Origin of the sequence: Pseudomonas sp. RIT409, from assembly GCF_003052515.2 — a bacterium.
GTDB lineage: Bacteria > Pseudomonadota > Gammaproteobacteria > Pseudomonadales > Pseudomonadaceae > Aquipseudomonas.
In genome coordinates this window covers 74,548-87,590 of sequence record NZ_QARE02000008.1, presented here as the reverse complement: position 1 = coordinate 87,590, position 13,043 = coordinate 74,548, and the positions used below count along the sequence as shown (strand labels likewise).

Annotated in this window: 11 protein-coding genes; 4 read left to right on the top strand and 7 right to left on the bottom strand. The window is 60.6% G+C overall.

Features of this window, described 5'->3' with window-relative positions; all coding sequences use genetic code 11:
* Window positions 1-10: 10 nt before the first annotated feature.
* From DBP26_RS12350 to gloB, 7 genes are all read right to left on the bottom strand, one after another.
* Window positions 11-1,621: an ABC transporter ATP-binding protein gene (locus DBP26_RS12350; RefSeq protein ID WP_108238231.1), complete on the bottom strand. Its 1,611-nt coding sequence runs from the start codon at window positions 1,619-1,621 to the stop codon at window positions 11-13.
* 1 nt (window position 1,622) lies between these two features.
* Window positions 1,623-2,642: an ABC transporter permease gene (locus DBP26_RS12345; RefSeq protein WP_108238232.1), complete on the bottom strand. Its 1,020-nt coding sequence runs from the start codon at window positions 2,640-2,642 to the stop codon at window positions 1,623-1,625.
* Between the two features lies 1 nt (window position 2,643).
* Window positions 2,644-3,717, bottom strand: a complete 1,074-nt coding sequence (locus DBP26_RS12340; RefSeq protein WP_108238233.1) for a microcin C ABC transporter permease YejB — start codon at window positions 3,715-3,717, stop codon at window positions 2,644-2,646.
* Window position 3,718: 1 nt separating this feature from the next.
* Window positions 3,719-5,587, bottom strand: a complete 1,869-nt coding sequence (locus DBP26_RS12335) for an extracellular solute-binding protein (RefSeq protein ID WP_108238234.1) — start codon at window positions 5,585-5,587, stop codon at window positions 3,719-3,721.
* Window positions 5,584-7,413: an extracellular solute-binding protein gene (locus DBP26_RS12330; RefSeq protein ID WP_108238235.1), complete on the bottom strand. Its 1,830-nt coding sequence runs from the start codon at window positions 7,411-7,413 to the stop codon at window positions 5,584-5,586. Before DBP26_RS12330 ends, DBP26_RS12335 begins: the two co-directional genes overlap by 4 nt.
* Before the next feature lie 233 nt (window positions 7,414-7,646).
* On the bottom strand, window positions 7,647-9,254 hold the full coding sequence (locus tag DBP26_RS12325) for a lytic transglycosylase domain-containing protein (RefSeq protein ID WP_108238236.1): 1,608 nt from the start codon (window positions 9,252-9,254) through the stop codon (window positions 7,647-7,649).
* 98 nt (window positions 9,255-9,352) lie between these two features.
* Entirely contained in the window at window positions 9,353-10,132 is a 780-nt protein-coding gene (gene gloB / locus DBP26_RS12320; RefSeq protein ID WP_108238237.1) for a hydroxyacylglutathione hydrolase, read from the bottom strand.
* Between the two features lie 95 nt (window positions 10,133-10,227).
* Here gloB and DBP26_RS12315 point away from each other — a divergent pair, with 95 nt between their 5' ends.
* The 4 genes from DBP26_RS12315 to DBP26_RS12300 all read left to right on the top strand — a co-directional run bounded on the left by DBP26_RS12315 (window position 10,228) and on the right by DBP26_RS12300 (window position 12,992).
* The gene (locus tag DBP26_RS12315; RefSeq protein ID WP_108238238.1) at window positions 10,228-10,986 is read left to right on the top strand and encodes a methyltransferase domain-containing protein; all 759 of its coding nucleotides are present in this window, start codon (window positions 10,228-10,230) and stop codon (window positions 10,984-10,986) included.
* A 33-nt stretch (window positions 10,987-11,019) separates the two neighbouring features.
* Window positions 11,020-11,472, top strand: a complete 453-nt coding sequence (rnhA, locus tag DBP26_RS12310; RefSeq protein WP_108238239.1) for a ribonuclease HI — start codon at window positions 11,020-11,022, stop codon at window positions 11,470-11,472.
* A 161-nt stretch (window positions 11,473-11,633) separates the two neighbouring features.
* The gene (dnaQ, locus tag DBP26_RS12305; RefSeq protein WP_108238307.1) at window positions 11,634-12,377 is read left to right on the top strand and encodes a DNA polymerase III subunit epsilon; all 744 of its coding nucleotides are present in this window, start codon (window positions 11,634-11,636) and stop codon (window positions 12,375-12,377) included.
* Window positions 12,378-12,434: 57 nt separating this feature from the next.
* Window positions 12,435-12,992 (top strand): GNAT family N-acetyltransferase, encoded by a 558-nt coding sequence (locus DBP26_RS12300; protein WP_108238240.1) that lies wholly within the window; start codon window positions 12,435-12,437, stop codon window positions 12,990-12,992.
* Window positions 12,993-13,043: the final 51 nt, after the last annotated feature.

Sequence of the window (13,043 nt, the reverse complement as noted above, 5' to 3'; positions counted from 1 at the left end):
CCTCTTCAGGTTAATCGACAGTTGCGGGGGCCAGAAACGCGGCTTCCAGCAACTGCTGTGTATAAGGATGTTGCGGTGCGGCGAAGACAGCTTCTGCCACACCCTGTTCGACCACTTGGCCTTGCTTGACCACCATCAGCTGGTGGCTCAGCGCTTTGACTACCGCCAGGTCATGGCTGATAAACAAATACGTCAGGTTGTACTTGGCTTGCAGCGAGCGCAAAAGCTCCACTACTTGGCGCTGAACGGTCCGGTCGAGAGCCGAGGTCGGTTCGTCCAGCAAAATCAGCGCCGGTTTTAACACTAATGCCCGTGCGATGGCGATCCTTTGCCGCTGCCCACCGGAAAACTCATGGGGGTAGCGGTGCCGCGTGGCCGGGTCCAGGCCCACTTCCTTGAGCGCTTCCACCACCGCGGCTTCCTGTTCGACCGGCGTGCCGATCTTGTGGATGCGCAATCCTTCACCAACGATGTCGCACACCGACATCCGTGGGCTGAGGCTGCCGAATGGGTCTTGGAACACCACCTGCATCTGCCGCCTCAGTGGCCTGACCTGATCCTGTTTGAGGCAGGCCAGCGACTCGCCTTGAAAGCGTATCTCGCCCTCGCTGCGAATCAACCTCAGAATGGCCAGCCCCAACGTCGATTTGCCCGAGCCACTTTCGCCGACGATCCCCAGCGTCTGGCCCTTGGGCAGACTGAAATGGATGCCGTCCACCGCCTTGACGTGATCGACGGTGCGTTTGAACACGCCTTTCTTGATCGGAAACCAGACCCGCAGGTCGTTGACTTCCAGCATCGGCGCTCCGGGAACGTTGTTCGCCGGGCCTCCTTTGGGCTCCGCCGCGATCAATTCTTTGGTGTACGGATGCTGCGGCGCACGGAACAGTTCTTCGCACGACGCCTGTTCGACGATGCAACCGCGCTGCATGACACATACGCGGTTGGCAATTTGTCGAACGACGTTCAAATCGTGGCTGATCAGCAACAACGCCATGCCCAGCCGCCCCTGCAATTCCTTCAGCAGTTTGAGGATTTTCAGCTGTACGGTGACGTCCAGCGCCGTGGTCGGCTCATCGGCGATCAGCAGTTCGGGCTCGTTGGCCAGGGCCATGGCGATCATGACGCGCTGGCGCTGGCCGCCGGACAGCTCGTGTGGGAGGGCTTTTAGACGTTTGTGCGGCTCGGGTATGCCTACCAGCTCCAGCAACTCCAGGGTGCGACGGGTGGCGGCCTTGCCCGTCAGGCCCTTGTGCAAGCCGAGCACTTCGTTGATCTGCTTTTCCACGGACTGTAGCGGGTTCAGCGACGTCATCGGCTCCTGGAAAATCATCGCGATACGGTTGCCGCGAATCGCGCGCATGCGTTTCTCACTGGCCGTCAGCAGGTCATGCCCACGATAGGTAATGCTGCCCGTTGGGTGCTGCGCCAGAGGGTAGGGCAGCAGCCGCAGGATCGAATGGGCGGTCACCGATTTGCCAGAACCGCTCTCGCCGACCAGCGCCAGGGTTTCGCCCTTGCGGATGTCGAAACTGATGCCCTCGACGACGCGCTGCACCTGCTTGCCGTTGACGAACTCGACGGACAGGTCGCGGATTTCGATCAAGTTGTCCTGGTTCATCTCATTTCCTCGGGTCGAACGCGTCACGGGCGGATTCGCCGATGAACACCAACAGGCTCAGCATCAGCGCCAATACAGCGAAAGCGCTGATGCCCAGCCACGGCGCCTGCAGATTGGACTTGCCCTGCGCCACCAGCTCACCCAGCGAGGGCGACCCGGCGGGTAGGCCGAAGCCCAGGAAGTCCAGCGCTGTCAGGGTGCCGATCGCGCCAGTGAGGATGAACGGCATGAAGGTCATGGTCGAGACCATGGCGTTGGGCAGGATGTGACGGAACATGATCGCTCCGTTCTGCATGCCCAGCGCGCGGGCGGCACGCACGTATTCCAGATTGCGGCCACGCAGGAATTCGGCACGCACCACGTCCACCAGGCTCATCCACGAAAACAGCAGCATGATGCCCAACAACCACCAGAAATTGGGTTGCACGAAACTGGCGAGGATGATCAACAGATACAGCACTGGCAAGCCGGACCAGATTTCCAGAAACCGCTGACCGACCAGATCGACCCAGCCGCCATAAAAGCCCTGCAATGCCCCGGCGATGACCCCGATGATCGAACTGAGCACCGTGAGGGTCAGGGCGAACAGTACCGAAATGCGAAAGCCGTAGATGACCCGCGCCAGTACGTCACGCCCCTGATCGTCAGTGCCGAGCAGGTTCTCACGCGAGGGCGGAGCAGGGGCCGGGACTTTCAGGTCGTAATTGATGCTTTGGTAGCTGAACGGGATTGGCGCCCATAAGGTCCAGCCGTCTTTTGCCGCGATCAGCTCTTTGATATAGGGGCTCTTGTAGTTGGCTTCCAGCGGAAATTCCCCACCGAAAGTGGTCTCCGGGTAGCGCTCGAACACCGGGAAATACCAGTGCCCGTCATATTTGACGATCAGCGGCTTATCGTTGGCGATCAGTTCCGCGCCGAGGCTCAGGCAGAACAGCAGCAGAAACAGCCACAGCGACCACCAGCCGCGTTTATTGGCCTTGAACCGTTCGAAACGGCGTCGGTTGAGAGGGGACAAGGTCATGTCAATGGTCCCTGCGGTCGAAGTCGATACGGGGGTCAACCAGGGTGTAGGTCAGATCGCCTATCAGCTTCACCACCAATCCCAGCAAGGTGAAGATGAAGAGGGTGCCGAACACCACCGGGTAGTCGCGGTTGATCGCGGCTTCAAAGCTCATCAAGCCCAGGCCATCAAGGGAGAAGATCACCTCCACCAGCAGCGAACCGGTGAAGAAGATGCCAATGAATGCAGACGGGAACCCGGCGATCACCAACAGCATCGCGTTGCGGAACACATGGCCGTAGAGCACCCGGCGCTGGGTCAGGCCTTTGGCTTTGGCAGTAATCACGTATTGCTTGCCGATTTCATCGAGAAAGCTGTTCTTGGTCAGCAGCGTCATGGTGGCGAAGTTGCCGATGACCAGCGCCGTGATGGGCAGGACCAGGTGCCAGAAGTAGTCGCCGACCTTGCCGAGCCAATTCATTTCGTCGAAATTGCTGGACGTCAGGCCCCGCAGCGGGAACCAGTCGAAATAGCTGCCACCGGCAAATACCACGATCAGCAGGATGGCAAACAGAAAGGCCGGAATCGCGTAGCCGACGATGATGGCCGAACTGGTCCAGACGTCGAAGGCGCTGCCGTGTCGCGTGGCTTTGGCGATGCCCAGCGGGATCGACACCAGGTACATGATCAGCGTGCTCCACAGGCCCAGGGAGATGGAGACCGGCATTTTCTCGATGATGAGGTCGATGACCTTGGCATCGCGAAAGAAGCTGTCGCCGAAATCGAGGCGCGCGTAATTCTTGACCATGATCCACAAGCGTTCCGGCGCCGATTTATCGAAGCCGTACATGTGCTCGATTTCCTTGATCAGCGCCGGGTCCAGCCCTTGAGCACCGCGGTATGTCGATCCGGCGACCGAGACCTCCGCGCCGCCACCGGCGATGCGGCTGGTGGCGCCTTCGAAGCCTTCGAGCTTGGCGATCATTTGCTCCACCGGGCCACCGGGCGCGGCCTGGATGATCACGAAGTTGATGAGCAGGATGCCGAACAGGGTCGGCACGATAAGCAGCAAGCGCCGCAGAATATACGCCAGCATGTCAGTGCTCCGTATCCTTGGCCGGTGCTTGTTCGGGCTGCCCCGGATCGGACGCCGGTTGCACTGAAATGGCGGGCGGGGTATCGGGTTTCACCCACCAGGTCATGGTGCCGATGTCGTACAAAGGGGATGTTTTCGGATGACCCAGGTGGTTCCAGTACGCCAGGCGCCAGGTCTTGATGTGCCAGTTGGGGATCACGTAATAGCCCCAGAGCAAGGCGCGGTCCAGCGCACGGGTGTGGTCGATCAGGCTCTGCCGCGAATCGGCGTTGATCAAACCCCCGACCAATGCGTCGATGGCCGGGTCCTTCAACCCGATCAAGTTATAGCTGCCGGGTTTGTCGGCAGCCGAAGAGTCCCAGTATTCGCGCTGTTCGTTACCGGGCGAACTGGATTGTGGGAAGCTGCCCACGATCATGTCGTAATCCCGCGAGCGGCGGCGCGTGATGTATTGCGACACGTCGACCCGGCGAATCTCCAGATTGATGCCGATGTCCGCCAGATTGCGCTTGAACGGCAGCAAGACGCGTTCGAATTCGGTCTGGGCCAGCAAGAATTCGATGGTCACTGGCTTGCCTTCGGTATCGACCATTTTGTCGCCGACGATCTTCCAGCCTGCCTCTTTAAGCAGCGCAAAGGCCCTGCGCTGCTGGTCGCGAATGATGCCGCTGCCATCAGTGACGGGCAGGTTGAATGCTTCGGTGAAGAGGGCAGGCGGCAGTTTGTCGCGCAGCGGCTCGAGGATCTTCAACTCAGCCTCGGATGGCAGGCCCCGCGATGCCATGTCCGAGTTGTCGAAATAGCTTTTGGTGCGGGTGTAGCTGCCGAAGAACAGCTGCTTGTTGGTCCATTCGAAGTCCAGCAGCAGGCTCAGGGCCTGGCGCACGCGAACGTCCTGAAACATCGGTTTGCGCAGGTTGAAGATGAAACCTTGCATGCCCTGCGGGTTGCCGTTGGGGATTTCCTCCCTGATCAGCTTGCCTTCGCGCACGGCCGGTACGTCGTAGGCCGTTGCCCAATTCTTCGCGGTCATCTCTTGCCAGTAATCGAATGCGCCCGCTTTGAGGGCTTCGAGGGCCACCGTGTTGTCGCGGTAGTAGTCGGTGGATAGCCGGTCGAAGTTGTAAAAGCCCTTGTTCACGGGCAGGTCCTTGCCCCAGTAATCCTTGACCCGTTCATAGCGCACGGAACGGCCGGCCTTCACTTCGGCCACGCGGTAAGGGCCGCTGCCCAACGGAATTTCCAGGTTGCCTTTGTTGAAATCCCGGCTCGCCCACCAGTGTTTGGGCAAAACCGGCAATTGGCCAATGATCAACGGCAGTTCGCGATTGTTGGTGTGTTTGAACGTGAACAGGACCGTCAGCGGATCTTCGGCGACGACCTTGTCAACGTCCGCATAGTAACTGCGGTACAGCGGCGAGCCGTCCTTGATCAGCGTTTCGAAGCTGAACACCACGTCTTCGGCGCGTACCGGATGGCCATCGTTGAAGCGGGCTTCGGGGCGTAGGTAAAAACGCACCCAACTGTTGTCCGGGGCTTTTTCGATCGTGCTGGCGATCAAGCCATATTCGGTAAAGGGCTCGTCGAGGCCCTGACGCATCAGGGTGTCATAGATCAGGCCGATGTCATCGGCGGGGACGCCTTTGCTGATGAAAGGGTTCAGGCTGTCGAAACTGCCGAAACCGGCGCTGCGAAAGATCCCCCCCTTCGGCGCATCCGGGTTGACGTAGTCGAAGTGTTTGAAGTCGGCTGGGTACTTCGGTGGCTCGTTGTACAGCGTGATGGCGTGTTGTGGAGCGGCGTGGGCGGAACAGGCCAGACCGAACAGGAACAGGCCGCCAGCCCGCGTCAAAGAGCGGAGGGCAGTCATGGGGTTTTCTCCAGGGGCTTGAGCCACCACGCGCGCAGGCCCAGGGTGTAGGGCGGGGTGGTGACGAAGGCAAAGCGATTACGGTACGCCAGCCGATGATTGCTGAGGTACCAGTTGGGAATCATGTAGTGCTGCCAGAGCAGGACGCGGTCCAGTGCCTTGGTGGTGGCGACTTGTTCGTCGCGGGTTTTCGCCGACAGCAGTTGGCTGAGGAGGTTGTCCACCACAGGGTTGGCGACGCCCGCGTAGTTCTTGCTGCCTTTGGTCGTGGCCTGACTTGAGTGGAAGTACTGCCACTGTTCGAGGCCGGGGCTGAGAGTCTGGCTCAGGGTCATCAGAATCATGTCGAAATCGAACTGGTCCAGTCGCTGCTTGTACTGGGCGCGATCCACCGTGCGCAGCCGAGCGTCGATGCCGATGCGCGTGAGGTCTTCGATGTAGGGTTGCAGAATTCGTTCGAGGCTCGGATTGACCAGAAGTATCTCGAAACGCAACGGCTGCCCGGCGTCGTTGATCAGACCGCGCTCGGTGAACGTCCAGCCCGCTGCAGCGAGCAGACCAAGCGCCTTGCGCAGGGTATCGCGGGGCACGCCGCCGCCATCGGTTTTCGAAACGGTAAACGGCTGGGTGAACAGCTTGGGGGGGAGTTGATCCCGGTACGCGGACAGCAGCAGGAATTCGCGGCCTGACGGAACGTCATTGGCCGAGAATTCGCTGTTGGGGTAATAGCTGACCGAGCGCTGGTAGGCGTCATTGAAGAGCGTGCGGTTGGTCCATTCGAAATTGAACATCAGCCCTAGCGCTTCGCGTACGCGGATATCGGCGAAGGTGCTGCGCCGTGTGTTCATGAACAGACCCTGTGTCTGGGTCGGTATCCGGTGGGGGATCTGCGCCTTGATCACCTTCCCTTCGTTCACGGCAGGGAAATCGTATCCGGTCGACCAGTTCTTGGCCTGATGTTCGATGTAGATATCGAATTCTCCAGCCTTGAAGGCTTCGAATGCGACGTCGGCATCCCGGTAGAACTCGACTTGCACTCGGTTGAAATTGTACTTGCCACGGTTGACCGGCAAATCCTTGCCCCAGTAATCCTTGACCCGCTCGAAGACCAGGCTGCGGCCTGGGCGCACCTGGGTGATGCGGTACGGCCCGCTGCCCAATGGTGGGTCAAAGGTGGTGGCTTTGAAGTCGCGGTTCTTCCAGTAGTGTTGTGGCAGCACCGGTAACTCGCCGAGCCGCAGAATCAGTAATGGATTGCCGGAGCGCTTGAATACGAAGCGGATACGGTGGCGGTTGAGGATATCGACCCGTTGCACTTCCTGAAGCGCAGTGCGGTATTGCGGATGGCCGTCTTTTAACAGCGTCCTGTAGGAAAACGCCACGTCGTACGCAGTAATGGGTTTTCCGTCGTGAAAGTGGGCTTCGGGACGCAGATTGAACACCACCCAACTGCGGTCTTCGCTGTACTCAACGGTTTTGGCGATCAACCCGTAGCTGGAGGTGGGCTCATCGCCGGACGGGTCGTACTGGCCCGTGCCGACCATCAGCGGTTCGTTCAGCTCACTGACGCCGTATTGGCCGAAATTGGGGGTGGAAATCGGGCTGCTGCCCTTGAATGTGTAAGGATTGAGCGTATCGAACGTGCCGTTGGCCATGATTCGCAAGGTGCCCGCTTTCGGCGCCTCGGGATTGACCCAGTCGAAATGGGTGAAGCTGGCCGGATACTTGAGGACGCCGAACTGAGCGTAACCATGGCTCTCGCTGATGGTCGCGGCGGCTGTCGTGCTCAAGGCCAGGCTGATGGTCAGCAGCAGGGGGCGTATCAAGTCGGTGTTCGATCCAGGCAGCGGTCGGTCACAGTAACAGCTTGTATGGGCTGGAAAAAGGGTGGGGTAGAGGGGCAGCTGTGTTGGGCGTTGATCGTACCCACGCTCCGCGTGGGAATGCGTCTCCCGACGCTCCGCGTCGACCTGCTAACTGACGCAGAGCGTAAGCGGAGTTGTTCCCACGCGGAGCGTGGGAACAATCCTCTTCAACAGGTTAAGCGCTAGCTGAAGGATCAATGCGGCAAGTACACCGTCAACGTCTGCCCCGGCTTCAGCGCCTGGCCGCTGCGGGGGTTCCAGCGTTTGAGGTGCTGCATCTCGACGTTGAAACGTTTGGCGACCAGATACATCGAATCGCCTTTCTGGATCTTGTATTGCATCGGTTTGCCTTCGGCGCCTTTGCCGCTGCCGTCCGCCTTGGCCACTGCGCGTGCGCTGGCCTTGGCCGGAGCGCGGGTATCCTGCATGACCAGGGTCTGGCCGACTTTCAGGTTGTAGCCGGACAGTTTGTTCCAGTGCTGCAAGTCCTTGACTTCAACCTTGTTGATGCGCGCGATCTGCCCCAGGTTGTCGCCTTTCTTCACTTTATACGTGCGCGTGCGGGTTGGCTTTTCGTCCGCTTCGGCCACTTCTTCGAACACCGGCATGGCCATCTTCATGCCCGGCTGTACAGGAATCGTCAATGCCTGGCCACGTTTGAGGTGGTTGCTGGACAGCTTGTTGAGGTCTTTGAGGGTGCTGGTGGAGACTTTGTAGCGGCTGGCGATGCTGGCCAGGCTGTCACCCGGCCGAACGCGATACTGCTGCCAATCCACCAGTTCCTCGGGCTTCATGTTCGACAGGCTGGCGGCCAGCAATTGTGATTTGGACGTCGGCACCAGTAGATGCTGAGGGCCGTCGATCGTCAGCCGCTTCTTGAATGCCGGATTGAGCTGCATCAGTTCGTCTTCGTCGATATTGGCCATCTGCGCGACCTTGGAAAGGTCCATGCGCTGGTTCAACTCGACCACTTCGAAGTAAGGCTTGTTGTCGATGGGGCTGAGGTTGACGCCATAGGCCTCCGGCGACAGGACCACTTGCGACAGTGCCAGCAATTTGGGCACATAGTCGCGGGTCTCCTGCGGCAAGGGCAGGTTCCAGTAGTCAGTCGGGAGGTTGAGTTTCTCGTTGCGTTCGATGGCGCGGCTGACCGTACCTTCGCCGGCGTTATAGGCCGCCAGCGCCAGCAGCCAGTCCCCGTTGAACATATCGTGCAGCTTGGTCAGGTAGTCCAGTGCGGCAGTGGTGGAGGCGGTGATGTCACGCCGGCCGTCGTAGAAATTGGTCTGACGCAGGTTGAAGTAGCGCCCCGTGGACGGAATGAACTGCCAGATACCCGCCGCGTCACTGCGGGACAACGCCATCGGGTTGTAGGCGCTTTCGATCACCGGCAGCAGCGCCAGCTCCAGCGGCATGTTGCGTTCTTCCAGACGTTCGACGATGTAGTGCATGTAGAGACTGCCGCGCTCTCCCGCCGTTTCGAGGAACGAGGGGTTGTTGGCGAACCACAGGCGCTGCTGTTCGATACGAGGGTTCAGGTCGTTGCCGTCCTGCAATTGGAACCCCTGACGCATCCGTTCCCAGACATCATGGGGCGGGGCGAGAGGGCTTGGCTTGCGGGCCACGAAAGCGGACTTCGGCTTGACGGTGGCGGGAGGGTGCGCGACGTTTGCCGAGGCGCCGGCGTCCAGGCTGCTGGTCGTCTGACAGCCCGCCAAGGTTGCGCTCGCGACTACCGCGATTGCCTGGGCCAACCGAGTCAATGCGTCGGAATTAAAGGGATTGCGTGTGGATGACGACATTGGCTGGTGGGGTATCCAGTCGAAAATGTCGGGCGATTCTAGAAAGCGTCTCCGGAACGGTCAACCTTTCAGCATTTTCGTCGAGATTCCCCACCGGTTCAGAACGTGTTTTTCCATTCCCGCAGCGCGGCAAAAACCGCCACGGGCGAGGCATTGTCCGTGCCTGTCCGTTCGTCCGCTTTTTGTTTGACCAAGGGTTGTGAGACGCGCAGGAACGGGTTGGTCCGGTGCTCCAGTGCCAGGGTCGAGGGAAGGCTGATGCGATTTTGCGCGCGCCAGCGGGTGACCTCTTCGAGGCGGCCGGCGACGTCCGGGTTGTTCGGCTCCACTGCAACGGCGAACCGCAGGTTGCTCAAGGTGTATTCGTGCGTGCAATACACCAACGTGGCGTCGGGCAGGGCGCCGAGTCGGCTCAAGGACCGATGCATTTGCTCGGGCGTACCTTCGAAGAGACGACCACAGCCGGCGGCAAACAGCGTGTCGCCGCAGAACAGCAACGGCACCGATGCGTCGGCGTGATAATAGGCAATGTGGCCCAACGTGTGGCCCGGAACAGCGAACAGTTGAAAGTCCAACCCCAGCACCTCGATGCGTTGACCGTCGGTCAGGCCGACGTCACGGGCCGGTATGTTTTCGTCAGCGGGGCCGTAGACCCGGGCGTCGGTGACGTTTTTCAGTTCAGCGACGCCGCCGGTATGATCGGCGTGATGATGCGTGACCAGAATGTCGGTGAGGGTCCATCCCGGGTGGGCTTGCAGCCAACTGAGCACGGGGGCCGCGTCACCCGGATCGACCACGGCGCACCGTTTGTTGGTAGTGTCTTGTAACAACCAGATGTAGTTATCGGTGAAAGCGGGCAGGGCGTCGATCTGTATCATGGCGCGATTCACTTGGCTGGAAACAAAGTGCAATCTTAGAGTCTGAACAGGTTCCAGGCGAGCACCTCGCGCGGGACGTCTCATGGAGACCGAAAATGACCGATGAAGCGTTCGCTCAGGCCGACCCCGAATGGCTTGAGTTGATCAGCTCGGCCCGTGAGTGGTTGTCCGGGCCCGTAGGGCAATTGTTGCTGGAAGAAGAACGCCGCGTACTCGAAGAGGAACTGGAGCGTTTCTTTGGTGGCTACCTGGTGCATTACGGCCCCTCGGCGCAGACGCCGCCCGCCGCCACGCAGGTGCAACGCAATGTGCGCCTGGGCGCACCACTGCCGGGCGTCGAGATCGTCTGTGAAGAGCAGGCGTGGCCGTTGAGTGAGCATGCCGCCGACGTGGTCGTCATGCAGCACGGTCTGGACTTCTGTCTTTCACCCCACGGCCTGTTGCGCGAAGCGGCGAGCAGCGTTCGCCCCGGTGGGCACCTGGTGATCGTGGGCATCAACCCTTGGAGCGCCTGGGGCATTCGGCATTTTTTTGCCAACGATGCGCTGCGCCGGGCCCGGTGCATCTCCCCGTCACGTGTCGGCGACTGGTTGAATCTGCTGGGCTTCGCGCTGGAGAAACGCCGGTTCGGGTGCTATCGTCCGCCGCTGGCCTCGCCTGCCTGGCAGAGTCGCCTCTCAGGCCTGGAGCGTCTGGGCGGTGGCTGGCAAAGTCCGGGCGGCGGCTTTTACATTCTGGTGGCACGCAAGCTCGTATCGGGCCTTCGCCCGTTGCGCATGCCCCGTCGCGAGCCGATGGGCAAACTGTTGCCGCTGCCGATGGCCAAGGTCAATCGGCGCAGTCCCGAGCCTTGATGGCCGGGCTTCTTCATTTCTGGAACGAGCGCAATGAGCGATACCGTAGAACTCTTTTCCGATGGCGCCTGCAAAGGCAATCCCGGACCGGGCGGCTGGGGCGCGCTGTTAGTGTGCAAAGGCGTCGAAAAGGAACTCTGGGGCGGTGAAGCCAACACCACCAACAACCGCATGGAATTGCTGGCGGCGATTCGCGGGCTGGAAGAGCTCAAGCGGCCTTGCGATGTGACGCTGGTGACCGACTCGCAGTACGTGATGAAAGGCATCACCGAGTGGATGGCCAACTGGAAACAGCGTGGCTGGAAGACAGCGGCCAAGGAGCCGGTCAAGAACGCCGACCTGTGGATGCAACTGGATGAGCAGGTCAACCGCCACACGGTCACCTGGAAATGGGTGCGCGGGCATATCGGGCATTACGGCAACGAACGGGCGGATCAACTGGCCAACCGCGGTGTGGCTGAGGTCCGCGGGCTCAAGCACGGCTGAAGGGTGGCGCAGGGTACCGCGCTGTCGGGGTGTCCGTTGCGTGATCAGGTTGATCTTCAGGTATTGCGCTGTCCGATCGCGCAGGCCCACACGGCAAAATCCTTGCGTGTTAATATCCGCGCCTGAAACCGAGGCGCCAGGCAATGACTGTAGAAAACACCATCTCTGAACGTCGGGTCGTGCTCGACACCGAAACCACCGGTATGCCCGTCACCGACGGCCATCGGGTGATCGAAATCGGTTGCGTGGAGGTCATCGGCCGGCGTTTGACCGGGCGGCATTTTCACGTCTACCTGCAGCCGGATCGTGAAAGTGACGAGGGCGCTATCGGGGTCCACGGCATCACGGATCAGTTCCTCGTCGGCAAACCGCGTTTCGCCGAAGTGGCGGACGAGTTCTACGAGTTCATCAAAGGCGCGCAGCTGATCATCCACAACGCGCCGTTCGACGTGGGCTTTCTCAACAACGAATTTGCGCTGATCGGGCAACACGACCGCGCCGACCTGTCAGTCTATTGCACGGTACTCGACACGCTGGCCATGGCGCGCGAGCGTCATCCGGGGCAGCGCAACAGCCTCGATGCGTTGTGCAAACGCTACGACGTCGACAACTCCGGCCGCGAACTGCACGGCGCATTGCTTGACTCGGAAATCCTCGCCGACGTCTATCTGGCGATGACCGGTGGCCAGACGACGCTGTCGCTCGCCGCCAACAGTGATGGAGAAGGAGGCGGCGAGCGGCCTTCGGAAGTCCGCCGCATCCTCGACCGCACCCCAGGTCGAATCGTTCTCGCCAGCGAGGCCGAGCTCGCCGAGCACGAAGTGCGCCTGGCGATCATCGCCAAGGCCGCTGGTGCTCCGGCGCTGTGGACCCAGTTGCAGGGCGCGCAAACGCAGCAAGGCTGATCGGTCAGGGCTGCTTTAATGAAGGCAGCCCCTATCATCGATGGCGCAGGAGGCCCGATGACGACACTGCCGAGTCTGGCGCTGAATATTCGCGTCGCCGACGAATGTTTCGAAGATTACCTTCTCAACTGCGAATTCACCTTCACGGTCACCGGTTATGCACAGGTGGTGATGGGGTTGCCCGTGGCGCAATGGCCGGTCGATCCCGTCGAGCCCTACCTGAAGAACTACGGCATCGATTCGCAGGAGTTTTGCAACTACCGGGATGGCGGGGAGGGCACGGTGCTGGTGGCCTGGTCAGGCGAAGATCCGGTCGGTCACCTGGTGATCAGCAAGCACTGGAGCGGATTCGCGCACATCGATGAACTGGCAGTCGACGCAGTTGCACGTGGCAACGGGGTCGCGCGTCAACTGCTCGACGTTGCCCGGCACTGGAGCCGGGAACGCCAACTGCCAGGCATCATGCTGGAAACCCAGAACAATAACCTTGGGGCGTGCCGCCTGTATGAGCGTTACGGGTTCGTGGTAGGCGGCGTGGATCACCTGCGGTATCGCGCGATCGACCCGGGCACGCGGGAAGCTGCGATTTTCTGGTACCTCCTGTTCGACGAGTGAACAGCGCAGGTTTCAGGTCGCCGCCGCAACGTGAAGGGAGGGGCGGCGTCA